Origin of the sequence: Caballeronia jiangsuensis, assembly GCF_046030135.1 — a bacterium.
GTDB lineage: Bacteria > Pseudomonadota > Gammaproteobacteria > Burkholderiales > Burkholderiaceae > Caballeronia > Caballeronia jiangsuensis.
Window position 1 is genome coordinate 78,021 of record NZ_JAQQDB010000012.1, and the last position, 24,349, is coordinate 102,369.

The window sequence follows — 24,349 nt, forward strand, 5'->3', positions numbered from 1 at the left end:
ACGCGCGGCTTCGGGCCGCGCGTTTTCGTTGTGCCGCCTGCTCATCGCCTCAACTCCGATGATGATCGTTGTTGCCGCCGCCGTGTTGCGGCTGCTGTGCCTGCTGCGGTTGTTGAGGCTGCTGATGCGGTTCCTGATGCGGTGGCTGACGCACTTCCTGATGCATCGGCTGGCGCGGCGGTTCGGGATGGAATTGAGGCCGCTGCGCTTCCTGCTGCGGGCGAGGCGACGGCATCTCGTGACGCGGCTGCTCGACGCGCGGCTGGTGTTGCTGCGGCGCGGGCGGCGCGTGTTGGGCGAACGCGGGTTGCATCGATGGATTGGGCGTACCGCGCTCGACATGCGGCGCGTGGTTGGGCTGCGGTTGCATCGGCGGCTGTCCTTGTTGCGGCGGCCTGTTCGGCTGAAACGCCTGCTGCGGCGCACGCGGCCCGCTCTGGACATCGTGGCCGCGCGACGGGTCGCCGTGAGCGAAGTGCGGATCGCCGCCGCCGAACTGTGATGCCTGAGGCGGATGCGGGACGCCGTTGCCATGCGGCTGTCCGGGCTGCACGGGAGCGGGCGAGGACGGCGCGCCGCCCGCGATCACCGAACGCGCCGGCCCATGCGTCGCCACAAGATGCACCTGTTCGTTGCGCGCGCCGGGCCCGTGCGTATCGCGATCCTGCTGCGGGTATCGATCGTGAAAAGCCGGCGGCGCAACCGGTGCGCGCGTCGCGACCACCGGACGTCCGAATCCGCCCTGTGGCGGCCGATAATCCGCGCGCCGCGCACCGGGCGCAAAACTGTCGTGCGCCGGCGCGATGCCCGGCGCCCCCGCGAAGAAATGCGGATTGCGCCAGCGCGACGGATCGACCGCATACGGCTGACGTCCGACCGGCTGACCATGCACGAACATGTTTGCCGGCACGGCTGTCAGCCCACGCGGGGCGCGGTAGTTGACGTACGTGTTGTTCACGCGCACCGAGCGATCGACGTAGACATTGCGGTTCACGCGCTCGTAATAACGCTGGCTCCAGCCATCGCGATGCGGACGCCACGCCTCGCCCGGCCCGAGCGGGAACCACGCGACGCCCGCCGCCGCGATGCCGCCGACCGTCAGCGCGACGTTCCAGTCGACGCCGCTGCCGCCATCGCCGACAAACGCGACGAGCGCGGGCGAATAGGCGGGCGGCGCGCTCACGGCCATCGGGCCGGGCACCCACGCCCATTGCGATCCGACATACGCCCAGCGCCCGTAGTGATACGGCGCGAAACCCCAGGGCGCATCGTCGATCCAGGTCCAGCCCCATGGGTCCTGCCACGCCCAGTGTCCCTGCCGATACGGCGCCCAGTCGGCCGAAACGGCATTCGGCACCCAGACCGGGCCGTAGGACGGATCGCTGCGCCACGTGCCGTTGGCGTCGAGATCCTGATAGCCGGGAATATCGCGCGACACGTAACGCGCCGACACCGAGCGATCCTCGGACGCATCGCGGCTCGCGGCCCATTGATCGAACGCATCGGGCGCGGGCGCGGCATTCGCCGATGCCTGCTGGAGATTCGTACCCTCGAACGTCATCTGCTGGCCGCCCGCGAGCTGCACCGAACCGCCGTCGCCATACGCGGTGACGCCGCCGCTTCGCACCGTCACCGTCGTCGAACGGCCGTCGGGCGCGACGTCCACGCGCACGTCGCCGGGCGTCGTGATGGCGAGCGCGGCGTTCGGCGTGTCGATTTCATAGCGCGTGCCGGGCGGCAGTTCGCGCACGCGCGTCGACAGCGTGCCCTGGGCGACCTTGAGTTGCGCGGTGTTGTCGTCGAGGGCGAGGACGGAAAGGGCCGTCGATGAACCCAGACGCACCGCCGTCGAACCGATGTGCATTTCCGAGCGCGCGTTCTCGTCGTTCCAGAGCTGATCGCCTGTCGTGAGCGGGCGGTTGATCTGCGCGTAGGACCAGTCGGACGCGCCGGCGGGCTCGGTCGTCACGGTGCCCGCCATGTAATTCAGGCGCGCGATGCGTCCGGGCGGATCACTCTGGCCCGCTTGCGCCGCCTCGTCGGGCGGTGTTTGCGCGAACGCGCCGGACCCCGATATCGATACGAGCGCCCATAACGTGGCGGCCGCGATGGTCTTGGTTTTCATCGTATTCTCCGGCGGCCGCGCGTGCGTCGTGTGTGACGCTGTCGGTGCGCGAGCCTGTCGGATCAATGTATCGCCGGGGCGTGTATCCGTACGATGCCGTTTGTAACGGCGCGCAGGTGCGCGTAACAAAGCTTTATCGCGTGGATAAAAACCCGTCGAAGTGCCGATGTCCCGCCGGCGTCACGCGCAATACGCGCCGCGTGGCCGTGTGCTCGATCCAGCCATGCGACTCGCACGCTTCGAGAAATGCCGCGCCGAGCGCGCCGCCCAGATGCGGCCGGCGCTCGCTCCAGTCGATACACGTGCAAGCGAACCGGCGCCGCCGCGCGCGTTGCGTCTTCAGGTCGATGCCGAGCTCGGCGAACGCCTGCGCGCCTTCCGGTGTCGCGTCAAGCGCGGCGGGGCCGTGCGCCTGTTCGTGATCGTCGGCGGCGGCGAGCCAGTTGCGCGCGATCATCCGGTCGAAGAGCTGCACGGCCAGTTCGCCCGCGAGATGGTCGTAGCAGGTCCGCGCGAAACGCATCTCGACCGGCACGGCGGAAGGCGGGCGTTCCGGCGCGCGCTGCGGCGCGCTTGCCCGCGCGAGATTGGCGAGCGCCTCGATGGCCGCGGCGATATCCGGCGTCGCGATGCGGTAGTAGCGATGCCGCCCGCTCACTTCGAGCGCGAGCAGCCCGCCTTCGGTCAGACGCGAGAGATGCCCGCTCGCCGCCGACGGCGACAGCCCCGCGATCATCGTCAGTTCGCCGGCGGGGCGCGCGGTGCCGTCCATCAGCGACCAGAGCATCGCGGCGCGGCCGGGATCGGCGATGAGCGCGCCGATGCGCGACAGTCCGGGAAAATGGCGCACGCGCGATTCGGCTTCGTCGAAAGCGGAGTTCATGGCGATGTCCCTGTCGGGCGTAGTAATCGACCTATCCACTCTAGCGCGGCTCCGCATCCGATGTTTCACCGCGCGCCGAAATGTCGATGCACGAAGCGCAGAGCTAGAATGACCGCTGGCATCTCAGCCAGCAGGAGAATTTCCATGTCCAGATTCATTCTCGCGAGCGTGATCAGCCTTCTCATGCTCTGTGCGGGCTGCGCGGGCGGCCCGTCGTCATCGGCGGGCGGCGGCGGCAGCATCACGATGTACGGCACCATCGATCAGGGCATTACCGTCCACGATTGAATATTGCCGACCCTATAATCGGCATTCATTTCCGCACCAGACGGGCATCCCCATGAATACGCCGACCTCATCTCCCATTCCCGCGGTTCCTAAAAGCCGCGCCGAAACCACTTTCCGCTTTCTCGCCGAGCCGACCTCGGTGAACTTCGGCGGCAAGGTGCACGGCGGCGCGCTGATGAAATGGATCGACGAAACAGCCTATGCCTGCGCCGCGATGTGGTCCGGTCGCTACGCGGTGACGGTCAGCGTCGGTAACATCCGCTTTCGTCGGCCGATTCTCGTCGGCAATCTGGTTGAGTTGCGCGCGCGCGTGGTGACGACCGGGCGCACCAGCATGCACATTCATATCTCCGTGCACGCGGGCGATCCGAAAGTCGGCGAGCTTCAGCAGACGACCGATTGCCTGATGGTCTTCGTCGCCGTCGATGAAAAAGGTCAGCCGACGCCCGTGCCGGCCTTCGTGCCGGAAACGGACGAGGAAAAGCGCCTCGCGAAATACGCGATGGACGTGAAGGATGCGCTCGACGCGATTGTCGAACTGAAGCCGGAAGAGGTCGCGGCGGGGAAGGTCTGATCCCGCCGCTTTTGTCGGAAAAGGGCGCGCCTACTTGTTCCCCACCATATCGCCCGGCTTGACCCATTCGTCGAACTGCTGCTCGGTCACATGACCGAGCGCGAGCGCCGCGGCCTTGAGCGTCGTGCCTTCCTTGTGCGCCTTCTTCGCGATCTGCGCGGCCTTGTCGTAACCGATATGCGGATTGAGCGCCGTCACGAGCATCAGCGATTCATTGAGCAAACTGTCGATGCGCTTCTCGTTCGGCTCGATGCCGACCGCGCAGTTGTCGTTGAAGCTCTGCGCGCCGTCCGCGAGCAGTCGGACGGACTGCAGCACGTTATGCGCGATCATCGGCCGGAACACGTTCAGTTCGAAGTTGCCGCTCGCGCCGCCGAAGTTCACCGCGACGTCGTTGCCGAACACCTGGCAACACAGCATCGTCACGGCTTCGGATTGCGTCGGGTTCACCTTGCCCGGCATGATCGAGCTGCCCGGCTCATTCTCCGGAATCGACAGTTCGCCGAGCCCGCAGCGCGGCCCGCTCGCGAGCCAGCGGATGTCGTTGGCGATCTTCATCATGCCCGCGGCGATCGTCTTCAGGGCGCCGTGCGCGGCGACGAGCGCATCGGCGGCGGCCATTACTTCGAACTTGTTCGGCGCGGTTTCGAAGGGCAGGCCGGTGAGCTTGCCGATCGCCGCCGCGACCTTCACCGCGAAGTCCGGATGCGCGTTCAGTCCCGTGCCGACCGCCGTGCCGCCCTGCGCGAGCTGATACAGATGCGGCAGCGTCGCCTCGACATGCCTGATGCCCTGATCGAGCTGCGCCACGTAACCCGAAAACTCCTGCCCGAGCGTGAGCGGCGTCGCATCCTGCAAGTGCGTGCGGCCGATCTTCACGATCTTGTCGAAGGCCTTCGCCTTCTTGTCGAGCGTATCGCGCAGTGTCTTCAGCGACGGAATCAGATGCTTCGTGATCGCCATCGCCGCGGCGACGTGCATCGCCGTCGGGAACACGTCGTTCGACGACTGGCCGCGATTCACGTCGTCGTTCGGATGCACGAGCCGTTCTTCGCCGCGCGAGCCGCCCATGATCTCGCTCGCGCGATTGGCGATCACCTCGTTGAGGTTCATGTTGGTCTGCGTGCCCGAGCCGGTCTGCCACACGGCGAGCGGAAATTCATCGGGATGCTTGCCGTCGATGATTTCCTCAGCGGCCTGAATGATCGCCTTCGCCTTCTTCGAATCGAGCACCTTCAGCCCTTCGTTCACCTCGGCGGCCGCGTGCTTGATGATCGCGAGCGCGGTGATCAGCTCGGGCGACTGCTTTTCCGTCGAAATCTTGAAGTTCTGCAGCGAGCGCTGCGTCTGCGCGCCCCAAAGCTTGTCGTTCGGCACGGCGATTTCGCCGAACGTGTCCTTCTCCATCCGTACGTCGCCCTTCGCATCGTGTGTCATGGCGTGAGTTCCCTTACGAAGTTGGATCAAAGCTGCTTGTCGACGGGCAGCAGCATGAAGAGGCCCGTCATCGCATTGCGATAAAAACCTGCCTCGGGATCGAAATTGTAGGTGACGAGATCGCCGTTCGCCTCGGTCGTCCAGACGAGGCCCGACTGCGGCGCGCCCGTGCGCCTCAGCTCCTCGGTGACCGCCGCGCTCGCCAGTTGCACGCGCCAGCTCATCTTCGGCGAGATGCCGTTCGCGAAGAGCCTCGCGGCTTCCTCGGCGATCGGCTTGCTGTGGATTACCAGCGCGAGTTCGGTATTCAGCTTGGCCGAGCGCGGATCGAGATTCATGGAGCCGATCACGAGGATACTCCGATCGATCACATAGGCCTTCGCGTGCAGGCTCGCGCGCGACTGCGAGCCGAACAGGCCCGCACGCGGGCTGCTTTCGCCTTCGGCCTGAATCGGCTTGAATTCGTACAGTTCGACGCCGTTCTGCAACATCGGAATGCGATACGGCGCGTAGCCCGCCTGCACGGCGACGGCATCGGTCGCGGCGAGCGAATTGGTCAGCACCGCGACGCGCACATGGCGTTTCGTCAGATCGCCGAGCGCCTTCACGCCCGCGTCGTGCGGCACGAAGTAGGGCGAGAGAATCAGGAATTCGCTCTGCGCGTCTTTCAGCAAGTCGATGAGGCGCTGCATCGGCGGGCTCTTGTAGTCGTCGCTCGGATGCTCGATCTTCGACGGCGAATCGACATGGAATTCCGTCGGCGCCCACACGAGGCCCATTTCCTCGCGCGTGATCTGCTGCGCAAGCGGCGTCGCATTGAGCGGCTTCGCGTTCAGCGGCTCGGCCTGCTGGCGCCAATGCGCGCGCAGGTCGTCGCGGGTTTTGTCGAGCTCGGACGGATCGAACTTCTGCTTGTTCAGCGCGCGCAGCGGATACGCAAGCGAGCTGTTCCAGTAATCGTCGAAGCTCGCGGAGATTTCGTGCGTCACCGGGCCGGCGGCGAAGACGTCGAGATCGCGGAATTGCAGCGTCGGGCTCGCGTTGAAGTATTCGTCGCCGAGATTGCGTCCGCCGACGATCGCGATCTGGTTGTCCGCGATCATCGCCTTGTTATGCATGCGGCGCGTGAAGTGGCCGAGATTCGTGAAGAAATTCTGCGTGCGCTCGGAAAAGCTGCGCTGCGCGCTGCCGTACGGGTTGAACACGCGAATCTCGATCTTGTCGTGCGAATTGAGCGCCGCCATGATCTGGTCGATGTCCTTGAAGTTCAGATCGTCGACGAGCATGCGCACCCGCACCCCGCGATCCGCCGCATAGAGCGCCGCGCCCAAGAGCAGCTTGCCGGTGTTGTCCTCCTCGGCGATGTAGTACTGCATGTCGAGCGTCTTGGTCGCCGCGCGCGCGAGCGCGATGCGGGCCTGCAACGCGTCGGTGCCGGTCGGCAGAAGGCGCACCGCCGACTGATGCGGATGCTGCCGTTCCAGCGGCGCGAGCGCGTTCGCGAGCGGCGTCGCTTCGCTCGACGCCAGCCCGCGGCTCGCCGGCCGATCGAACGCCGTCGCGGGCGGGCGCGTCGCGCAGGCGGCGAGCGCCGTCGTCAAAACGACGATGGCCACATTGCGCACGGCGTCGCTCAATCTTCTTTCGATGCTGGCGTGCTTCGCGCCACGCTCTTTCACTTCCCACATCCCCCGGCTTTCCGACACTTCGATTCCTCGTTTTTAGCTGTCGCGACTCGGCACGTCCTGACGCATTCGACGGACGGCACGATGAAGCAAGGCGCGTTCTCGCACCGCGCATCTCGAAATTATTTTATGGGAAATCGGAAAAAGGTCGGACGGAATGCCCGCGAGTGAGTGGAAGAGGACGCTGAAGACAAAAAAAAGCCCGCTTGGCTGAAGCGGGCTGACAACCCCTGTCACAGATGTCTCAAGGAGGAGACGGGTTCATCGTAGCAATGCGCGCCGTGCGGCCCAACCAAGCATTCGTGCTATGCAAATCGGCGCGCGCATCGTGTGCTTATCAGACGTGTCCGTGCGGCGCGGCGCTCGCGGCATCCGTGTCGTCGGGCAGGGGCGCGACGCCCGTTTCGATGAAGCGCCGGCTGATGCGATGGAACCGCAGCGTCATCAATACGGCGACGCTCGCGAGTCCGGCGGCGAGTCCCCACCACAGGCCTTTCGCGCCCAGCTCGAAGTGGAACGCGAGCACATAGCCGGTCGGAAAGCCGACGCCCCAGTAGCCGAACGCGGCGGCGAGCATCGGGATGCGCGTGTCTTTCAGGCCGCGCAGGCAGCCGGAGCCGACCGTCTGCATGCCGTCGACAATCTGGAACACGGCCGCGACGCCGAGGAGCGACGCCGCGAGCGCAACGGTATGCGCGTTGGCGGGATCGTCGAGATTCAGATACAGGCCGACGATCGCGCGCGGCACGGTGATCAGCACGAGTCCGGAGCACACCATGAAGCCGACGCCGAGCGCGAGCGCGACGAAGCCCGCGTGCCGCGCCGCGACCGGCACCCCCGCGCCGACCCAGTAGCCGACGCGCACGTTGGCCGCCTGACCGATCGCGAGCGGCACCATGAACGCGACCGACGCGACGTTGAGCGCGATCTGATGCGCGGCGAGCGGTGCTTCGCCGAGCAGGCCGACCATCATGCCGGTGGCGAGAAAGAGCGTCGATTCGACGCCGTAGGTGATCGCGACGGGCCAGCCGAGGCCGAAGAGCTCGCCCATCAGCGGCAGACGCGGGCGCGCGCGCACGACGAAATGCCGGTAGCGCGGCCGCAGATGCAGCACCGCGACGAGCGCGATCGCGATGCCCCAGACGGTGATCGTGGTCGCAGCGGCCGAACCGAGAAAGCCTTCGCGCGGCAGGCCGTACGCGCCGTGGATCAGCCCGTAGTTGAGAAAGCCGTTGACGAACACGCCGCCGATCGAGATCCACAGGAGCCTGCGCGCCGCACCGATCGCGGGCAGAAACGCGCGCATCATCCCGACGCCGATAAGACTGGCCGGCGTCCCCCAGCGCAGCACCGCGCAGTATTCGCCGACGTTCTTCGCGAGCGTCGCGGGTTCGTGGAACGCGAGCAGGATCGGCTCGGCGTAGCTCAGCAGCACGAACGCGGGCACGGCGAGCAGTATGGAAAGCACGAGCCCCGTCCAGTAGATGCCCGGCACGCGATCGTCGGCGTTCGAGCCGCGCGCGTGCGCGACCGACACGGAAACCGATGTCAGCACGCCCTGCAGCAGCGTCACGACGACGAAGAAGAGGTTCGCGCCGAGCCCGCCCGCCGCCAGCGCGTCGGGGCCGAGCGAGCCGAGCAGGATGGTGTCGGTGACGCCCATCGCCATCTGCGAGAGTTGCGCGATGGCGAGCGGCGCGGCGAGGCGCGCCGTATCGACGGCATGACGCGAGAGGCTCGGCGGTCCTTGATGCGCGCGTGTCGTGCGCGTGACTTGCGGTTGCATGGCTGCTCGGATCGAAAACAAAGGCGGCGCTCAGCGCACTGAGCGTCGCGGACTGGAAAGCGGAAGGGCAACAAGCGGAGCGCGCTGCGAAACGTGCGCTGACGGGAAAACCGACGCTACAGACCCGGCGCTGAAACCAGAACGAAAGACGACTAGCTTATTGCGTCGCGTGCGGCATGTCGATGACGCGATCGCTTATGGCCGGATTTTCTCAAGTGCGCGGCGCGTGCGCGCAACTGGCGGCGATGCTATTCGGGCGCGCGCACGTGGATCGTCTGGCCGTCGAGCTTCACGCGCTGACCCGCGCGGATCTTGCACGTTTTGCGCAGCTCCACCTTGCCGTCGACGGTGACATCGCCCATTGCGACGCGCGCCTTCGCGGAGCCGCCGCTGTCCGCGAGGCCCATCAGCTTCAGCAGATTGTGGAGTTCGACGTAATCGCCGGTGAGGGTGAACTGGAGTGGCGGCATGGGACGGGTGATGCGGGAAAGGCCTCCATGATAAACCACGCACAAACGTGCGCCGGGCATGCGTCGTGCTGAGTGCCATCGCGGGACCGGTAATCGGATCGCAAGCGAGCTGGTTGGCAAATGTAGCCAGATGAAACCGTCGGTAACAATGACTGGTTTTAAAGAACTCGCCCGATCGGTGCCCGGTCCGACCGTTTGATCGATGAAGCTTCGGTCATCTTTCCAAGCGACAAAAGTCGCGCGGCTCGCTCGTTTCACCGCTTTCAGCGCGCCGCCGACGCCAACTACAGAGAGGACTAGCTTATGACTCGCGCACGAATCCTTTTGATCGGCTCCGCCATCGCCACGCTCGCCGCTTCGGGCGCTTACGCTCAGACCGCGACACAGCCCGAGCCGGTGCAACCGCAGCCGATGCAGGCCCAGCAGCCGATGACGCCGCCGCAGCAGAACGTCGTCGCGCCGGCGCCGACCGATCCGCTCGTCCAGCGCCGCAACGCGAACGCGCAGGCCAACGCCGAGTATCGCGCGTCGAAGAAGGCGTCGAAGGCCGAGCTGAAGGCGCAGAACCAGCAGGCCAAGGCGCAATACAAGGAAGAGGTGCAGAACGCGAAGATCAACCGCAAGGCGGACAAGGACGCCGCCAAGGCGGAACTGAACGCGACGGAGCCGGGCACGCCGAAGGACGCGGGCCTGCAGCACTGAGCGTGACGCGTCGCGAGGCCGCGCGTCGCGGCGCTCGCGGCATCTAAAAGAAGGGAGGACATCATGAATCGAAAAACCAATGCGCTGCTGGCGGCGCTGATCGCCGGGACGCTTGCGAGCGTGAGTGCGGCATCGTTCGCGCAGACGACATCCGACGCCCCGACCGCCGCCGATCAGAAGGCCGCGAAGGAACAGTCGAAGGCCGACAAGAAGTCGGCCGTCGCGCAAGCCAAGGCCGACAAGAAGAAAACGGAGGCGCAGTCAGACGCCAACGAAGCCGCCGCCGACGCGAAGCTGAAGAACGCGAAGAAAGCGGAGTAGTACGCGCTTTCGTAGCGACGCGAGCCCGGTTCATCGCGAACCGGGCTCGTTTCATTTGGGGCCAAAAGCGTAGTCGAGCCAAAGACTTGCGCGCGCGGGTTGTATGGATATACAGTGTGCGTCACTCTTTTGCCGCCGCCTTCCTTCACGTGCTCACGCTTCCCGACACCGCCGACGCCGCTTCCGATTCCACCGCGAAACAGGTCGCCGACTATCTCGCGAAGCTCAACGAGGCGCAGCGTGAGGCCGTCGAGTTCGGCGTCGATGAACCGGGTCGCACGGGCGGGCCGTTGCTCGTGATCGCGGGCGCGGGCTCGGGCAAGACCAACACGCTGGCGCATCGCGTCGCGCATCTGCTGGTGAAGGGCGCCGATCCGCATCGCATTCTGCTGCTCACGTTTTCGCGGCGCGCGGCGCTCGAAATGACGCGACGCGTCTCGCGCATCGCGATGAACGCGCTCGGCAAGAAGAGCGCGATCGCGCAGGGGCTGACGTGGTCGGGCACGTTTCACAGCGTCGGCGCGCGGCTGTTGCGCGATTACGCCAATCTCGTCGGGCTCGCGCCATCGTTCACGATCAACGATCGCGAAGATTCCGCCGATCTCATGAATCTGGTGCGGCACGAGCTCGGGTTGTCGTCGAAGGAGAAGCGCTTTCCCGCGAAGTCGACCTGTTTCGCGATCTACTCGCGCGTCGTGAACACGGGCGCGTCGCTTGGTAACGTGCTCGATCAGTCGTATCCGTGGTGCCGCGAGTGGGAAGCCGACCTTAAGCGTCTGTTCGCCGCCTACGTCGCCGCGAAACAGGCGCAAAGCGTGCTCGATTACGACGACCTGCTGCTCTACTGGTCGCATCTCGCGGCGGAGCCTTCAGTGGCGGCGGATCTCGCTAGTCGGTTCGACCACGTGCTCGTCGACGAATATCAGGACACCAACCGCCTGCAGGCGTCCATCCTGCTCGCGATGAAGCCCGACGGGCGCGGCCTCACGGTCGTCGGCGACGACGCGCAGTCCATCTATTCGTTTCGCGGCGCGACCGTGCGCAATATCCTCGATTTTCCCGGCCATTTCGATCCGCCCGCCGCGACCGTCACGCTCGATCGCAACTATCGCTCAACGCTGCCGATTCTCGAGGCATCGAATGCGGTGATCGGGCTCGCGTCGGAGCGCTACACGAAGAATCTGTGGACCGACAAGGCATCGGCGCAGAAGCCGCGCGTCGTCTCCGTCGCCGATGAAGCCGATCAGGCGCGCTATGTCGTCGAAAAGGTGCTCGAAGCGCGCGAGGCGGGCATGAAGTTGAAGGCGCAAGCGGTGCTGTTCCGCGCCGCGCATCACAGCGCGACGCTCGAAATCGAACTCACGCGGCGCAACATTCCTTTCGTGAAATTCGGGGGACTCAAGTTTCTCGATTCCGTCCACGTGAAAGACGTGCTGGCGGTGCTGCGCTGGGCGGAAAATCCGCGCGACCGCGTCGCGGGTTTTCGGGTCGCGCAGTTGCTGCCGGGCATCGGTCCGGCCATCGCCGGGCGCTTGCTGGATAGCGTCGCGCAGGATCAGGCGCCAGGCGCGATTGCCAGATTTCAGGCTCCCGCGCGAGCCAGCGAAGACTGGCCGCGCTTCGTCGGGCTGATGGCGAAACTTTGCGGCCGCGAATCCGGCTGGCCGGCCGAGTTCGAAATGATCCGCCGCTGGTACGAGCCGCACCTGGAGCGCAATCACGAGGACGCGGCGATCCGCATCGGCGATGTGCTGCAGATGGAGAGCATCGCGTCGACGTATCCCACGCGCGAGCGCTTTCTCACCGAACTCACGCTCGATCCGCCCGACGCGACGAGCGACGAATCCGGCGTCCCGATGCTCGACGAGGACTATCTGATTCTTTCGACCATCCACTCTGCGAAGGGCCAGGAGTGGCGCAACGTGTTCGTGCTGAACGGCGTGGACGGCTGCATTCCGTCCGATCTGGGCACGGGCAGCGACGAGGAAATCGACGAGGAGCGGCGTCTGCTCTACGTGGCGATGACGCGCGCGAAGGAAGACCTGCACATCATCACGCCACAGCGGTTCTACGTGCACAACCAGACGCATCTGGGCGACCGGCACGTCTGGGCGCAGCGCACGCGCTTCATCCCGCCGCATCTGATGCAGAACTTCGAAGCGGCCGCGTGGCCGCCGGTGATCGCGCCCGCCGCGCCGACGGCGGCGGGGCTGGCGGCGGCCGCGAAAGCGAAAATCGATATCGCGGCGCGCCTGAAGGGAATGTGGGATTAACGCTGCGCGCGTGACGGTCGCGGAGCGCGCGGCGACGGTGCAAAGATGCTGCGCAGCCACGCGGCGAAGCGCGTGAAGCCGTCGTAAGGCTCTTCGACGAACAGTTCGGGCCGCAGCGAGCGCACATATTCCAGCACCTGTTGCGCTTCCTGCTTCTGGATCGACCCATAGAAAATGCCGAGCCGCAGCAGGCAGCGCAGTTCGCCCAGCTTTTCACGCGCGGTCGAGCCGATGCTCGTCTCCACGGAAATCTTCGTTTCGTACACGCGCTGGCGCAGCGAATCCGCGAGACGCCACGCGGGCGTCTGCATCTTTTCTTCGACTTCGCGGATGTCCGCCGCAGCCGATTTCATTTGCGACGCGAGCATGTCCACTTGCGACACATCGCCCTTCGCCTCGGTGACGATCGCGGTCGCCCACGCGCGCGACGCCGCGATGAGATCCTCCGCGGTCCAGTCGGCGCGGATCGCGAACGCGAATCCGTGCTCGGAGGCCTGACGGATCAGGATTTCGACGACATCGGGAAACTCCTTGTCGAGCGCGCGCTTGGCCCACGCGTACTGGCCGTGCGTGAGCATGCGCTGCACCGCCTGCTCGGTCAGCGGCGTGTCGTTGTCCAGCAGCTTCGCGCGCAGGAAGTCTTCGAACGTCGGCGTGACGAATTGCGGATCCAGCTTCAGCGACAGGCGCATGAACGCTTCGAAATCGCGATGCAGCGAAGCGATCGTCTCTTCGCGCAACGAAAGGGTGATTTGACGCATGTTGGTTCCCGGTTCCGCGTCCGGATGGTCCGGAGCGCGAGAAATGCCTTTGGCGCCGCTCTCGGGGCGGAGTCCATTCGTTTCTGATATCGGCGCGCTTTCCGGGAACTTGAGGATTTTTCGATGCTTTTTGAAAGCCGTTGGCTAGCGAATTGACGGAAACGTTTAGCGCAGCACGGCGAACTGCCAGACGAAAAATACCGTCAGCGACACCGCAATCGTCAAAAGCGGCCGTTTCGTGAGCGCGCAAACGATGATCGCGACAATTGCCGCCACGAGCTGCGGATTGCGCCAGGTGATTTCGGCGCCGTTGCCGTGCGGCGAGACGGCCATCGGCACGATGATCGCCGTGAGCACCGTCACCGGCACGAACGAAAGCGCGGTGCGCACGATCGGCGGAAAGGGCAGGCGCTCGCCCAGCACGAATACGGCGGCGCGGATCACATATGTGACCACCGCCATGCCGAGGATCAGCGTGATGTAGTTCATTGCGTGCGCTCCTTGGCGTTCTTCAGGCGGTTTTTCTCGTGCGGGCGGTTCTCCATCAGCGTGAGCACCATGCCGACCGCGACGCCCACGAACACCGCCGCAAGCAACCCGAGCTTGTACGGCCAGCCCTGCCAAGCGAAGGACAGCACGCCTGATGCGAGCGCCGCCGCGACGAAACGCACGGCGACAAGCTGCGGCACGATGATCGCGATGAACGTCGCGACCATCGCGAAGTCGAGGCCGAGCGATTTCAAACCGGGAAACGCCGCGCCGAACAACAGGCCGAGGAGCGTCCACAACTGCCAGTTCAGGTACATCGCGACGCCGGAGCCGAAAAAGTAATGCGGGCCGGTCTCGCCCGGCGCGCGCTTCTGATAATGCGCGTAGGCGACGGCGAAGACTTCGTCGGTGAGAGTGCCCGCGAGCGCCCAGCGCCAGCGGCGCGGCAGATGCGCGACATACGGCGCGAGCGTCGCCGAATAGAGCACGTGTCGCAGATTGACGACGAGCGTCGTCGCCCAGATGACGGCGAAGCTCGCATGCGACGCGATCAGGCCGACCGCGATGAACTGCGCGGAGCCCGCGAACACCGCGAGCGACATCAGCTGGCCATGCCAGAGCGCGAGCGGACTTGCGGTGACGAGCGTGCCGAAGATCACGCCGAAGGGCGCGGCGCCGATCATCATCGGAATGGTGTCGCGTGCGCCGGCAGCGAATTCGCGCAATGCGGCGCCGGAAGGTTGTGCGGGTGTTGCTTTCAAGGTTTCCTCCTATGGAAGCGAGGATACGCAAGACGCCGGCTTACACGCTTGTACGTTCTTGCGCTTTCCTGGCTGGGCGAAGCGCTCAGCGCCAGCGGCCGGGCGGCACGCCGAACGTTCGCTTGAAATGGCGCGTGAAATGACTCTGGTCGGTGAAGCCGCTCGCCGCGGCCACGTCGGTCACGGAAGCGCCCGCGCGCAATGCCGGCAACGCGCGCACGATACGCAACTGGTTGCGCCATGCGTGCGGCGCGAGGCCCGTTTCGCGTGTGAAGAGACGCGCCGCATGGAAGGTCGAGAGACCGACAGTCTGGGCGAGTTCGGCGAGCGTGACCGGTTCGAGCAGATCGTCGGCGAGTCGGGATTTCATCGCCGTGACGCGGTGTGTGTCGGCGGCAAGCGGCGCGATGTCCGGGCGTTCCAGCGCGTGGCGGCCGAGCAGCGTCGTCACGGCATCGACGAGCGCCAGTTCCGCGGCGAGCGGGTCCGCGCCGCTTTCCAGTAGCCGATGCGCGACGACCAGGCGCCGCGCCAGATCGGGATCGCGGATGATGTCATCGGGAAACCAGGGCGACGATTCCCGCCGCCCCGACATGTCCCGCGCGAGGCCTTCGACGAACGGCACCGGCAGATAGAACACGCGATAGCGCCAGCCCGCATCGACGGCCCGCGCGCCTGTATGCACCTCGCCGGGATTGATCACCGGCACCGAGCCGGTTTCGGCCACATGATGCGCACCGCGATAGTCGTAGCATTCCGCGCCGGCTTCGATGACGGGCACCGTGTAGGCGTCGTGCCAGTGCGGCGAGAATTCGTGATCGTAGTATTCGGCCGTGACCATGTCCGCGTCCGGCACGAGCGGCGAGCGCCAGTAGCGTGCGGCGTTGCGGAAACGGTCGGCGTTCATCGTCGGGAAAGTCTGAGGCGGGCGGAATCGCTCAGTTTACAACTTTGCTACGCGCCGGACAGGACAGTTGCGCATCACTTCACCGGTATGGTCGTGCCTTCGGGCACCGGCACGGCCGTCACGCTGTTCTTCGGGCTGCCGGTCGCGACGCGGTCGCTATACGTCAGATAGACGAGCGTATTGCGTTTCGCATCGACGATGCGCACCACGTGCAGCGTCTTGAAGATGAACGACATGCCGGCCGAGAACACATCGGTTTTCTGCTTGAGCGGCTGGGAGATCTTGATCGGCCCGACCTGACGGCAGGCGATAGACGCTTCGGTCGGGTCTTCCGCGATGCCGAGCGTGCCTTTCACGCCGCCCGTGCGCGCGCGCGACACATAGCAGGTCACGCCCTGGACGAGCGGGTCGTCGTAAGCGTCGACGCTCACGCGATCCGAGCCGGTGAAACGGAAATTGGTGTTGACGCTGGCGATTTCCTCCGCGTGCGCGAATCCCGCCCCGAGGAGGGTGGCGAGCAAGGCCAGGTTTCGGGCGAGCGCAAGGACGGAGGGTTTCATCGTCGTCTTCCGGAAAAGAGAAAGGGCGTCGTATTGTATCGACGCCCTTGGCTCTTCGATGCATCTCGCGCTTCGCATGCAGTCAATGAAAGATCAGATACAGGATCACCAGCACGATCACCGGCACGCCGAGCAACCATCCAAGTAGGTAAGGCATGTCGTCCTCCTTCGCGTGTTGTTGTTGACGATTCCAGTATCGCGAGGAAGGCCGGCGGGCGTTAGCCGTGCATGTCCGAAATCTGTGTAGGTGTTGTCCTATCAGGACTTTCTCGCGGCTTACAGATTCGTAAGGCGATTCGATTCAGGCGACGCGCTTCTTCCGTGCCGCGATGTCGGCGTAGAGCGTGCGCACGTAGTCGAGATGCGCGCCCGCGCACTCGCGCGCCCGCGCGGGATCGCGCGCGACGATCGCATCGAAGATCGCGCGATGCTGCGTCATCAGATTCGCTTCGACTTCATCGTCGTAATCGACGAGACGATGCGAGGTCAGCATCGATTCGCGAACCAGTTCGTTGAGGCCGTGCATGACGTGCGTGAGCGCCACGTTGTGCGTCGCGTCGGCGATCGCGAGATGGAACGCCGCATCCTTTTCCGCGATGCGCGTGCTCTTGTCGGCGACGGCGGTCTGCAGCGCGTCGAACGCGGCGGCGATGCGCGCGATATCGGCATCGGTGGCGCGCTCGGCGGCGTAAGCGGTCGACAGCGTTTCGAGGCCGTGGCGCAGTTCGAGCACGTCGGCGCTGGCGTTCGGCTGCTGTTCGAGCAGTGCGGCGAGCGGATGCGACACGAGCGGCGCCGTCACATCCGACACGACGAAACCGCCGCGTCCCGCCGCGCGTATGAATCCGTCCGATTCCAGCCGGATCAGCGCCTCGCGCAGCGACGGGCGCGACACGTTCAGCTGCTCGGCCAGATCGCGCTCGGCGGGCAGACGCTGGCCAGGCAGGAGCGTGCCGTTCGAGATCAGTTCGCGAATCTGACCGGACACGACATCGGAGAGGCGCACGCGAGCGTACGAGTGCGCATGGACGGGCTGAAAACTCATCGCTGGACGTATAGGCCGGTTGAAAGCTGGTGAATGTCCGAGTTTGACACGAAAGAGGCATCTCATTAAAGTCTTGGTCAGACCAAGCTTACCAAAATTGATTGTCCAACCCCACGATCGGACCTCATGAAAGTTGCCCTGTTCGTCCCCTGTTTCATCGACGCGTTCTATCCGCAGATCGGCATCGCCACGCTCGAATTGCTCGAGCGGCTCGGCGTGGACGTCGACTATCCGCCGGATCAGACGTGCTGCGGCCAGCCGATGGCCAATAGCGGCGCGCACAAGGACGCCGCGGGCGCCGAGCGCGTGTTCGCGCGGAATTTCGCCGACTACGACTATGTGGTCGGGCCGTCGGCGAGTTGTGTGCATCATGTCCGCGAGCACTTCACCGCGATCGAGCAGACGAGCGCGGTACAGAAGGTTCGTCGCAATACGTTTGAGCTCGTCGAATTCCTGCATGACGTGCTGAAGGTTCGCGAGTTTCCGTGGGCCGAGTTTCCGCACAAGGTCGGGCTGCACAACAGTTGCAGCGCGGTGCGGCATCTGCGCGAGACATCGAATTCGGAAGTCGCGGGCACGCCGTTTTCGAAGCCCCGCGCGCTGCTCGAAGGCGTGAAGGGCATCGAGTTCGTCACGCCCGCGCGTCCCGACGAATGCTGCGGGTTCGGCGGCACGTTCTCGGTCACCGAAGAGGCGGTCTCCGTGCGCATGGGGCAGGACAAGGTGCGCGATCACGTCGGGGCGGGCGCGGAGTACATCGTGTCGGGCGACATGTCGTGTCTCATGCATCAGCAAGGCTGCGCGGAGCGCATGAAGGCCGATGCGAAGTTCATCCATATCGCGCAGGTCCTGAACGGAGCACGCGCATGAGTAAGACCGTTCGCATCGATCACGCGAAGGCGGCGGGCGCGTTCCTGCAAAAGCCGGATCACGTCGCGTTCCACGACAAGCGTCTGTGGGACTTGCGCAGCAAGCGCGACGCGCAGGCGCACGGCATCCCGGAATGGGAGACGATGCGCAATCTCGCGTCGCAGATCAAGGAGCACACGCTTTCCAATCTGGCCGATTACATCGCGCAGTTCGTCGATCAGGCCGAGAAGAATGGCGTCGTCGTGCATTTCGCGGCCGATGCGCAGGAACACAACGAACTCGTTTATAAGCTGATGAGCGAGCGCGGCATGACCTCGCTCGTCAAGAGCAAGTCGATGCTCACCGACGAGTGCTACATGCGCGACTATCTCGAGCCGCGCGGCATCACGGTGATGGAAACCGATCTCGGCGAGCGTATCCAGCAGCTCGATCATCAGGACCCGAGCCATATGGTCGTGCCGGCGGTGCACAAGCTGCGCGCGGACGTGGCCGAGCTCTTCGGCAAGACCATCGGCACCGATCCGCAGAACAGCGACATTCACTATCTCGCCGAAAGCCAGCGCATGAACACGCGGCCGTACTTCGTGCGCGAGAAGACGGCGGGCATGACCGGCTGCAACTTCGCGGTCGCGGAAACGGGCACGGTCGTCGTGTGCACGAACGAAGGCAACGCGGATTTGTCGGCGAACGTGCCGCCGCTGCATATTGCGTCGATCGGCATCGAGAAGCTCATTCCGACGATCGCCGATCTCGGCGTGTTCGTGCGCATGCTGTCGCGCAGCGCGCTCGGGTCGCCGATCACGCAGTACACATCGCACTTTCGCCAGCCGCGTCCGGGCACGGAGATGCACTACATCCTCGTCGACAACGGCCGCGCCGAGCGGCTCGCGATGGACGATTTCTGGTACTCGCTCAAATGCATCCGCTGCGGCGCGTGCATGAATACGTGTCCGGTGTATCGGCGCAGCGGCGGGCTTTCCTATGGCGGGACGTATTCCGGGCCGATCGGCGCGATCATCAATCCGACCCACGACCTGAAGCGCTACAGCGCGCTGCCGTTCGCCTCGACGATGAACGGCAGTTGCACCAACGTCTGCCCGGTGAAGGTGAACATCCACGAGCAGATCTACAAGTGGCGCGAGGTGATTGCGGAGAAACACGAAGTGCCGTTCGTGAAGCAGGAAGTCCTGAAGATGGCGGGGCGCCTGCTCGCGAGTCCGACGCTTTATCGCGCGACGGTCGCGTCGCTCGGCGGCGCGCTGAAGCGTCTGCCCAATTTCGTGCTCTACAACCCGCTCAACATCTGGGGACGACAGCGCGATCTGCCCGAAGCGCCCGCCGAGACTTTTCACGAGTGGTACAAGAAAAACCGGAAGCCTGAAAAATGACGACTCGCGAAGCTTTTCTGTCGAAGATCCGCGCGGCGCAGCCTGCATCGCGTCCGCGTCCCGATGTGCCGCTCTTTCCGACGCTCGAAGGCGATCTGAAGGCGCGTTTCACGGCGGCGCTCACCGCGATGGGCGGAACGTGTATCGACGCTGGTGGTCTGGACGATGTGAACGCGCTGATCGCCTCGCGCTTCCCGGATGCGAAGGTGATCGCGTCGGCGGTGCCGGGCGTCGACGGCACGCGGCCGCTTTCGCCCGATACGCCGCCGGCGTCGCTGCAGGATGTCGATGTGGGCGTCGTGAGAGGGCGTTTCGGCGTCGCGGAAACGGGCTCGGTGTGGTTCAGCGAGCAAGAGTATGTCGTGAACTCAGTTGGCTATCTGTCGCAACATCTCGTCGTGCTGCTCGATCCCGCGCTGCTCGTCGAGGGCTTGCAACAGGTGTATCGACGGCCCGATTTCGCATCGGCGCGCTATGCGGTGCTCGTGACGGGACCGTCCGCGACGGCGGATATCGAAGGCGTGCTGATTCGCGGCGCTCAAGGCGTGCGCTCGCTCACTGTCGTGTGGCTTGCGTGAAGCGTCAGTGCTTCCAGGCGGTGGAAAAGCAAAAAGCCCAGTCATATGACTGGGCTTTTTGGCTGAAGCTTTTGGCTCCCCGACCTGGGCTCGAACCAGGGACCTACGGATTAACAGTCCGGCGCTCTACCGACTGAGCTATCGGGGAACAACTGAGATATCTGCTGCTGAGATAAAAAACCCAGCCGATTGACTGGGTTCTTTTGAAACCGACTTGCTGGAGTTTTTGGCTCCCCGACCTGGGCTCGAACCAGGGACCTACGGATTAACAGTCCGGCGCTCTACCGACTGAGCTATCGGGGAACATCTACAGCAGAGAAGCGAAATTATAGGGGGCCGAGATTATCGTGTCAACGCCCAATCTTCACTCGAAAAGCAAATTTTTGCAGTCAAACCGAAGCGTGATGCGGGCAAACGCGCGATTTAACGCTCGAGCAGGTTCAGCTTGTCCTTGACGTCCTTGAAGTCGTCGGCCTCGGGAAGCGAGCCCTTCGTCTTCGTGATGCTGGGCCAGTTACGCGCGAGGTCGGCGTTCAGTTCGGTGAAGTGCTGCTGGTCCCCGGGTACGTCTTCTTCGGCGTAGATCGCGTTCACCGGGCACTCGGCCACGCAAACGGCGCAGTCGATGCACTCGTCCGGATCGATCGCGAGAAAGTTGGGACCTTCGCGGAAGCAATCCACCGGGCACACGTCCACGCAATCGGTGTACTTGCACTTGATGCAGCTTTCGGTCACAACGTGAGTCATTCAGGCTCCTGCATGCGGAATTCTTGGGGGCGGCGCCCTGAGCGGCTACGTGGGCCGGGAGGTGCGCGTATCGAAACGCATATTGTAGCGTAACGGTAAAAGCGGGCGCGGGCCGCACGCGACGCGCTTTATATCGATTCGTGATGTATGTATGCGCGGCTTCGGTAAGGGAGGGCATGGATCATGCCGTCGAACACATTCGGGTAACATGGCCCTAAAGGCATACGGCCTGGCGCCGGGCGCACGGCCAATTCGCGTGGATGTTCCAGTCAGAACCATGATCATCAATTCGCTGCTCGATACCGACCTCTACAAGTTCACGATGATGCAGGTCGTGCTGCATCATTTTCCCGCAGCGCATGTCGAATATCGCTTCCGCTGTCGCACGCCGAACGTGGATCTCGTGCCGTACATCGACGAGATTCGCGACGAGGTGCGCCAGCTCTGCAATCTGCGCTTCAAGGAAGAAGAGCTGGATTATCTGCGGCGCATGCGCTTCATCAAGAGCGACTTCATCGATTTCCTCGCGCTCTTTCATCTGAACGAGAAGTCCATCCGTATCGCGCCGTCGCCCAAGAATAATGGCGAGATCGACATCGAGATCGAAGGGCCGTGGCTGCACACGATCCTCTTCGAGATTCCCGTGCTCGCGATCGTCAACGAGGTCTATTTCCGCAACACGCAGCGCAAGCCCGAGTACGAAACCGGCCGCACGCGTCTGCGCGAGAAGATCAAGCTGCTCGCTACGCCGCCCGAATATTCCGACTGCAAGATCGCCGATTACGGCACGCGCCGCCGCTTTTCCGGACAGTGGCACGAGGAAGTCGTGCTGACGCTGAAGGACAAGCTCGGCGCGCAGTTCGCCGGCACGAGCAACTGTTTCTATGCGATGAAGCACGGCCTGCGGCCGCTCGGCACGATGGCGCATGAATACCTGCAGGCGTGTCAGGCGTTGGGCCCGCGGCTGCGCGACTCGCAGATCTTCGGCTTCGAGATGTGGGCGAAGGAATATCGCGGTGATCTCGGCATCGCGCTGTCGGACGTCTACGGCATGAAGGCGTTCCTGCGCGACTTCGACATGTACTTCTGCAAGCTGTTCGACGGCGCGCGCCACGATTCCGGCGATCCCTTCGACTGGGGCGAGCGCCTTCTCAGGCATTACGAGGAGAACCGCTGCGACCCGCGCACCAAGGTGCTCGTGTTTTCCGACGCGCTCGACATCCCCAAGGTGCTGCAGCTCTATCAGCAGTTTCGCGGGCGCTGCCAGCTGGCGTTCGGCGTCGGCACGAATCTCACCAACGATCTCGGCTATCAGCCGCTGCAGATCGTCATCAAGATGGTCCGCTGCAACGGCCAGCCGGTCGCCAAGCTCTCGGATTCGCCCGGCAAGAACATGTGCGACGACAAGGCCTATCTCGCCTATCTCCGTCAGGTGTTCGGCATCGAGCAGCCGGTCGGCGACGACTGACGGCATCGCAGCCGTGCATTGGGCCTATGCCGTTCGGCCGAGGTTCGTGCGCGTATGTCGCTCGCTATAATTCGAACGCGTCGTCGATCAGTCCGGCGCGTTCGAATCTCAAGTACGCCAACACGAGGACGGCACCATGGATACATCGGTCGCGCGCCGCAATATTCTCGCGCGCATTCGCAGCGCGCAGGGCCGTCGCGGCACGCCAACGGAAGCCGAGCGCGAGGCGGCGCAGGAGTATGTCGAACGGCATCCGGCGGGTCCGCGTCCTCCGTTGCCTCAGGACCGTGATGAGCTGATCGCGCGCTTCAGGCTCGAAGCCGAGCGTCTTTCCACGACCATCGCCGAAGTGGAATCGCTCGCGGATGCACCCGTCGAAGCCGCGCGCTATCTTCAGTCGCTGAACCTTCCCGTCGATGTCGTCGCGTGGCCCGCGCTCGGCGATCTGCCCTGGGCGCAAGCGGGCATTCAGGCGGCGCTGCGCAAGCCGGCCGACGCAGACCTCGTCGGCATCACCGGATGTTTTTGCGCGACGGCCGAAACCGGTTCGCTCGTGCTGCTCTCGGGCGCCGATACACCCGCATCCGGCGCGCTTCTGCCTCAGACGCATATCGCCATCGTGCCGGCGTCGCGTATCGTGGCGGCGCACGAAGACGCGTTCGCGTTGATGCGCGCCGAGCGGGGCGATCTCCCGCGCGCGGTGAACTTCGTTTCGGGGCCGTCGCGCACCGGCGATATCGAACAGACCATCGTGCTCGGCGCGCATGGGCCGTATCGCGTGCATGTGATCATCGTGCGCGGGGCCTGAGCACGATGCGACGTTTCGTTTCCGGCGCGCTGTGCGCGGGGCTGGCGCTCATCGCCGCACCGGCCAGCGCGGCGACTCCCGATGGCGCGACGCTTCCGGCTACGTGGGGCATTCCGTTCATCGGCGTCCTGCTTTCCATCGCGGTGTTTCCGCTCATCGCGCCGAAGCTCTGGCATCACCACTTCGGCAAGATCGCGGCCGCGTGGACCGTCGCGTTTCTCGCGCCGTTCGCGCTCGCGTTCGGGCCCGGCACGGCGGGCGGCGTACTGGTTCACGCGATGCTCGAAGAGTACGTGCCGTTCATCGTCCTGCTGGCGTCGCTGTATACGGTCGCGGGCGGTATCTCCGTGCGCGGCAATCTGCACGGCTCGCCGCGTCTGAATACGGGGCTGCTCGCGCTCGGCACCGCGCTCGCGAGCATCATGGGCACGACGGGCGCAGCCATGCTGCTGATCCGTCCGCTCTTGCGCGCGAACGACAATCGCAAGCATGTCGTGCATGTCGTCGTGTTCTTTATTTTTCTTGTCGCGAATGCGGGCGGCTCGCTCACGCCGCTCGGCGACCCGCCGCTTTTTCTCGGCTTTCTAAATGGCGTTGGCTTCTTCTGGACGACAGTGCATCTCGCACTGCCGATGCTCTTCGTCTGCGGCGTGCTGCTCGTGGTGTTCCACGTGCTCGACAGCTACTACTGGCGCAGGCACGACGCGCGGCCCGCCTTTCTCGATCCGACGCCCGACACGCCGCCGCTCGGTATCGACGGCAAGATCAATTTCGCGTTGCTCGCCGTGATCGTCGTGCTCGTGCTGATGAGCGGCATATGGAAGCCCGGCATCGCGTTCGACGTGTTCGGCACCGAGGTGAAACTGCAGAATCTCGTGCGCGACGTGCTCCTCATGGCCGTGCTCTTTGCCTCGCTCGCGCTCACGCCGAAAAGTGCGCGCGCGGGCAACGCGTTCGACTGGGCGCCCATCGAGGAAGTGGCGAAACTGTTCGCGGCAATTTTCATCACGATCGCGCCAGTCATCACGATCCTGCGCGCGGGCGAGGCGGGCGCGTTCGCCGGCATCGTGCACGCGGTGTCGGATGCGCACGGCAAGCCGATCGACATCGCTTACTTCTGGGCGACGGGCCTGCTGTCCTCGTTCCTCGACAACGCTCCAACTTACCTCGTGTTCTTCAATCTCGCGGGCGGCGATGCGCACACGCTCATGACCACCGACGCCACGACGCTCGCCGCCATCTCCGCGGGCGCGGTCTTCATGGGCGCGAACACGTATATCGGCAATGCGCCGAATTTCATGGTGAAGGCGATCGCGGAATCGCGCGGCGTGCGCATGCCGAGTTTCTTCGGCTATATCGCATGGTCGGGCGTGGTCCTCCTGCCGATTTTCGCCGTTCTGGGCTGGCTATTTTTCTAGGAGCA

Annotated in this window: 24 protein-coding genes and 2 tRNA genes; 11 read left to right on the forward strand and 15 right to left on the reverse strand. The window is 64.6% G+C overall.

Going from position 1 to position 24,349, the window contains the following annotated elements; translation table 11 throughout:
- Positions 1 to 49 precede the first annotated feature (49 nt).
- Together PQR08_RS14720 and PQR08_RS14725 are read right to left on the reverse strand one after the other, a co-directional pair.
- Positions 50 to 2,125, reverse strand: coding sequence for a DUF6600 domain-containing protein (locus PQR08_RS14720; RefSeq protein ID WP_408161638.1), 2,076 nt, complete (start codon positions 2,123 to 2,125; stop codon positions 50 to 52).
- A gap of 133 nt (positions 2,126 to 2,258) precedes the next feature.
- Positions 2,259 to 3,008, reverse strand: a complete 750-nt coding sequence (locus tag PQR08_RS14725; protein ID WP_408161640.1) for an ArsR/SmtB family transcription factor — start codon at positions 3,006 to 3,008, stop codon at positions 2,259 to 2,261.
- Positions 3,009 to 3,152: 144 nt separating this feature from the next.
- On the opposite strand from PQR08_RS14725, the gene PQR08_RS14730 reads away from it, so the two are divergent.
- Positions 3,153 to 3,296, forward strand: a complete 144-nt coding sequence (locus tag PQR08_RS14730; RefSeq protein ID WP_187605827.1) for a hypothetical protein — start codon at positions 3,153 to 3,155, stop codon at positions 3,294 to 3,296.
- Between the two features lie 52 nt (positions 3,297 to 3,348).
- Positions 3,349 to 3,870: an acyl-CoA thioesterase gene (locus tag PQR08_RS14735; RefSeq protein WP_035501736.1), complete on the forward strand. Its 522-nt coding sequence runs from the start codon at positions 3,349 to 3,351 to the stop codon at positions 3,868 to 3,870.
- Between the two features lie 30 nt (positions 3,871 to 3,900).
- Here PQR08_RS14735 and fumC read toward each other — a convergent pair whose 3' ends face one another.
- From fumC to PQR08_RS14755, 4 genes are all read right to left on the reverse strand, one after another.
- Positions 3,901 to 5,307: a class II fumarate hydratase gene (gene fumC, locus PQR08_RS14740; RefSeq protein WP_238215484.1), complete on the reverse strand. Its 1,407-nt coding sequence runs from the start codon at positions 5,305 to 5,307 to the stop codon at positions 3,901 to 3,903.
- Positions 5,308 to 5,333: 26 nt separating this feature from the next.
- Positions 5,334 to 6,995 (reverse strand): phospholipase D family protein, encoded by a 1,662-nt coding sequence (locus tag PQR08_RS14745; protein WP_250483896.1) that lies wholly within the window; start codon positions 6,993 to 6,995, stop codon positions 5,334 to 5,336.
- A 334-nt stretch (positions 6,996 to 7,329) separates the two neighbouring features.
- A complete protein-coding gene (locus tag PQR08_RS14750; RefSeq protein ID WP_250483895.1) occupies positions 7,330 to 8,778 on the reverse strand; it encodes an MATE family efflux transporter in 1,449 nt (482 codons plus the stop codon).
- Positions 8,779 to 9,026: 248 nt separating this feature from the next.
- The gene (locus tag PQR08_RS14755) at positions 9,027 to 9,248 is read right to left on the reverse strand and encodes an RNA-binding S4 domain-containing protein (protein WP_035501732.1); all 222 of its coding nucleotides are present in this window, start codon (positions 9,246 to 9,248) and stop codon (positions 9,027 to 9,029) included.
- Between the two features lie 303 nt (positions 9,249 to 9,551).
- Between PQR08_RS14755 and PQR08_RS14760 the strand changes: the two genes are divergently transcribed.
- The 3 genes from PQR08_RS14760 (at position 9,552) to PQR08_RS14770 (ending at position 12,544) form a co-directional block, all read left to right on the forward strand.
- Positions 9,552 to 9,950, forward strand: coding sequence for a hypothetical protein (locus PQR08_RS14760; RefSeq protein ID WP_250483893.1), 399 nt, complete (start codon positions 9,552 to 9,554; stop codon positions 9,948 to 9,950).
- Positions 9,951 to 10,013: 63 nt separating this feature from the next.
- Positions 10,014 to 10,271 carry a hypothetical protein gene (locus tag PQR08_RS14765; protein WP_187605821.1) on the forward strand — a complete coding sequence of 86 codons (258 nt, stop codon included), beginning with the start codon at positions 10,014 to 10,016 and terminating at the stop codon, positions 10,269 to 10,271.
- A gap of 149 nt (positions 10,272 to 10,420) precedes the next feature.
- On the forward strand, positions 10,421 to 12,544 hold the full coding sequence (locus PQR08_RS14770; protein ID WP_250483911.1) for an ATP-dependent helicase: 2,124 nt from the start codon (positions 10,421 to 10,423) through the stop codon (positions 12,542 to 12,544).
- Here the strand turns inward: PQR08_RS14770 and PQR08_RS14775 are convergent.
- The 6 genes from PQR08_RS14775 to PQR08_RS14800 all read right to left on the reverse strand — a co-directional run bounded on the left by PQR08_RS14775 (position 12,541) and on the right by PQR08_RS14800 (position 17,067).
- Positions 12,541 to 13,305 carry a DUF4088 family protein gene (locus tag PQR08_RS14775; RefSeq protein ID WP_187605820.1) on the reverse strand — a complete coding sequence of 255 codons (765 nt, stop codon included), beginning with the start codon at positions 13,303 to 13,305 and terminating at the stop codon, positions 12,541 to 12,543. The two genes, PQR08_RS14770 and PQR08_RS14775, sit on opposite strands and share 4 nt — an antisense overlap.
- 165 nt (positions 13,306 to 13,470) lie before the next feature.
- Positions 13,471 to 13,794: an AzlD domain-containing protein gene (locus PQR08_RS14780; protein WP_187605819.1), complete on the reverse strand. Its 324-nt coding sequence runs from the start codon at positions 13,792 to 13,794 to the stop codon at positions 13,471 to 13,473.
- Positions 13,791 to 14,555: an AzlC family ABC transporter permease gene (locus PQR08_RS14785; protein ID WP_408161644.1), complete on the reverse strand. Its 765-nt coding sequence runs from the start codon at positions 14,553 to 14,555 to the stop codon at positions 13,791 to 13,793. Before PQR08_RS14785 ends, PQR08_RS14780 begins: the two co-directional genes overlap by 4 nt.
- 85 nt (positions 14,556 to 14,640) lie before the next feature.
- The gene (locus PQR08_RS14790; protein ID WP_035501725.1) at positions 14,641 to 15,462 is read right to left on the reverse strand and encodes a helix-turn-helix transcriptional regulator; all 822 of its coding nucleotides are present in this window, start codon (positions 15,460 to 15,462) and stop codon (positions 14,641 to 14,643) included.
- Positions 15,463 to 15,536: 74 nt separating this feature from the next.
- Positions 15,537 to 16,022 carry a CreA family protein gene (locus PQR08_RS14795; protein ID WP_238215473.1) on the reverse strand — a complete coding sequence of 162 codons (486 nt, stop codon included), beginning with the start codon at positions 16,020 to 16,022 and terminating at the stop codon, positions 15,537 to 15,539.
- Positions 16,023 to 16,323: 301 nt separating this feature from the next.
- A complete protein-coding gene (locus tag PQR08_RS14800) occupies positions 16,324 to 17,067 on the reverse strand; it encodes a FadR/GntR family transcriptional regulator (protein WP_035501722.1) in 744 nt (247 codons plus the stop codon).
- Positions 17,068 to 17,193: 126 nt separating this feature from the next.
- Here PQR08_RS14800 and PQR08_RS14805 point away from each other — a divergent pair, with 126 nt between their 5' ends.
- Genes PQR08_RS14805 through PQR08_RS14815 form a run of 3 tightly spaced genes read left to right on the forward strand, consistent with a single transcriptional unit; the run spans position 17,194 to position 19,903 of the window.
- A complete protein-coding gene (locus tag PQR08_RS14805; RefSeq protein ID WP_250483892.1) occupies positions 17,194 to 17,937 on the forward strand; it encodes a (Fe-S)-binding protein in 744 nt (247 codons plus the stop codon).
- The gene (locus PQR08_RS14810) at positions 17,934 to 19,325 is read left to right on the forward strand and encodes a lactate utilization protein B (protein ID WP_238215470.1); all 1,392 of its coding nucleotides are present in this window, start codon (positions 17,934 to 17,936) and stop codon (positions 19,323 to 19,325) included. The genes PQR08_RS14805 and PQR08_RS14810 overlap by 4 nt, the downstream gene beginning before the upstream one ends.
- The gene (locus PQR08_RS14815) at positions 19,322 to 19,903 is read left to right on the forward strand and encodes a LutC/YkgG family protein (protein ID WP_250483891.1); all 582 of its coding nucleotides are present in this window, start codon (positions 19,322 to 19,324) and stop codon (positions 19,901 to 19,903) included. The genes PQR08_RS14810 and PQR08_RS14815 overlap by 4 nt, the downstream gene beginning before the upstream one ends.
- Before the next feature lie 72 nt (positions 19,904 to 19,975).
- Here the strand turns inward: PQR08_RS14815 and PQR08_RS14820 are convergent.
- The 3 genes from PQR08_RS14820 to fdxA all read right to left on the reverse strand — a co-directional run bounded on the left by PQR08_RS14820 (position 19,976) and on the right by fdxA (position 20,650).
- Positions 19,976 to 20,051: transfer RNA gene (locus tag PQR08_RS14820), tRNA-Asn, on the reverse strand.
- Between the two features lie 79 nt (positions 20,052 to 20,130).
- Positions 20,131 to 20,206 (reverse strand) — tRNA-Asn (locus tag PQR08_RS14825).
- Positions 20,207 to 20,326: 120 nt separating this feature from the next.
- Positions 20,327 to 20,650 carry a ferredoxin FdxA gene (gene fdxA, locus PQR08_RS14830; protein WP_187605814.1) on the reverse strand — a complete coding sequence of 108 codons (324 nt, stop codon included), beginning with the start codon at positions 20,648 to 20,650 and terminating at the stop codon, positions 20,327 to 20,329.
- A 277-nt stretch (positions 20,651 to 20,927) separates the two neighbouring features.
- Between fdxA and pncB the strand changes: the two genes are divergently transcribed.
- The 3 genes from pncB to PQR08_RS14845 all read left to right on the forward strand — a co-directional run bounded on the left by pncB (position 20,928) and on the right by PQR08_RS14845 (position 24,344).
- On the forward strand, positions 20,928 to 22,118 hold the full coding sequence (pncB, locus tag PQR08_RS14835) for a nicotinate phosphoribosyltransferase (RefSeq protein WP_035501715.1): 1,191 nt from the start codon (positions 20,928 to 20,930) through the stop codon (positions 22,116 to 22,118).
- 136 nt (positions 22,119 to 22,254) lie between these two features.
- Positions 22,255 to 22,926: a LutC/YkgG family protein gene (locus tag PQR08_RS14840; RefSeq protein ID WP_250483890.1), complete on the forward strand. Its 672-nt coding sequence runs from the start codon at positions 22,255 to 22,257 to the stop codon at positions 22,924 to 22,926.
- A gap of 5 nt (positions 22,927 to 22,931) precedes the next feature.
- Entirely contained in the window at positions 22,932 to 24,344 is a 1,413-nt protein-coding gene (locus tag PQR08_RS14845) for a sodium:proton antiporter (RefSeq protein WP_408161648.1), read from the forward strand.
- Positions 24,345 to 24,349: the final 5 nt, after the last annotated feature.

Coding starts and splice junctions, on each gene's coding strand:
- PQR08_RS14800 (WP_035501722.1), bottom strand. CDS start 17,067: ATGAGTTTTCAGCCCGTCCATGCGCACTCGTACGCTCGCGTGCGCCTC.
- PQR08_RS14735 (WP_035501736.1), top strand. CDS start 3,349: ATGAATACGCCGACCTCATCTCCCATTCCCGCGGTTCCTAAAAGCCGC.
- PQR08_RS14755 (WP_035501732.1), bottom strand. CDS start 9,248: ATGCCGCCACTCCAGTTCACCCTCACCGGCGATTACGTCGAACTCCAC.
- PQR08_RS14750 (WP_250483895.1), bottom strand. CDS start 8,778: ATGCAACCGCAAGTCACGCGCACGACACGCGCGCATCAAGGACCGCCG.
- PQR08_RS14725 (WP_408161640.1), bottom strand. CDS start 3,008: ATGAACTCCGCTTTCGACGAAGCCGAATCGCGCGTGCGCCATTTTCCC.
- PQR08_RS14730 (WP_187605827.1), top strand. CDS start 3,153: ATGTCCAGATTCATTCTCGCGAGCGTGATCAGCCTTCTCATGCTCTGT.
- PQR08_RS14720 (WP_408161638.1), bottom strand. CDS start 2,125: ATGAAAACCAAGACCATCGCGGCCGCCACGTTATGGGCGCTCGTATCG.
- PQR08_RS14775 (WP_187605820.1), bottom strand. CDS start 13,305: ATGCGTCAAATCACCCTTTCGTTGCGCGAAGAGACGATCGCTTCGCTG.
- PQR08_RS14805 (WP_250483892.1), top strand. CDS start 17,194: ATGAAAGTTGCCCTGTTCGTCCCCTGTTTCATCGACGCGTTCTATCCG.
- PQR08_RS14760 (WP_250483893.1), top strand. CDS start 9,552: ATGACTCGCGCACGAATCCTTTTGATCGGCTCCGCCATCGCCACGCTC.
- fumC (WP_238215484.1), bottom strand. CDS start 5,307: ATGACACACGATGCGAAGGGCGACGTACGGATGGAGAAGGACACGTTC.
- PQR08_RS14845 (WP_408161648.1), top strand. CDS start 22,932: ATGCGACGTTTCGTTTCCGGCGCGCTGTGCGCGGGGCTGGCGCTCATC.
- PQR08_RS14840 (WP_250483890.1), top strand. CDS start 22,255: ATGGATACATCGGTCGCGCGCCGCAATATTCTCGCGCGCATTCGCAGC.
- PQR08_RS14745 (WP_250483896.1), bottom strand. CDS start 6,995: ATGTGGGAAGTGAAAGAGCGTGGCGCGAAGCACGCCAGCATCGAAAGA.
- PQR08_RS14790 (WP_035501725.1), bottom strand. CDS start 15,462: ATGAACGCCGACCGTTTCCGCAACGCCGCACGCTACTGGCGCTCGCCG.
- pncB (WP_035501715.1), top strand. CDS start 20,928: ATGATCATCAATTCGCTGCTCGATACCGACCTCTACAAGTTCACGATG.
- PQR08_RS14765 (WP_187605821.1), top strand. CDS start 10,014: ATGAATCGAAAAACCAATGCGCTGCTGGCGGCGCTGATCGCCGGGACG.
- PQR08_RS14780 (WP_187605819.1), bottom strand. CDS start 13,794: ATGAACTACATCACGCTGATCCTCGGCATGGCGGTGGTCACATATGTG.
- fdxA (WP_187605814.1), bottom strand. CDS start 20,650: ATGACTCACGTTGTGACCGAAAGCTGCATCAAGTGCAAGTACACCGAT.
- PQR08_RS14810 (WP_238215470.1), top strand. CDS start 17,934: ATGAGTAAGACCGTTCGCATCGATCACGCGAAGGCGGCGGGCGCGTTC.
- PQR08_RS14795 (WP_238215473.1), bottom strand. CDS start 16,022: ATGAAACCCTCCGTCCTTGCGCTCGCCCGAAACCTGGCCTTGCTCGCC.
- PQR08_RS14815 (WP_250483891.1), top strand. CDS start 19,322: ATGACGACTCGCGAAGCTTTTCTGTCGAAGATCCGCGCGGCGCAGCCT.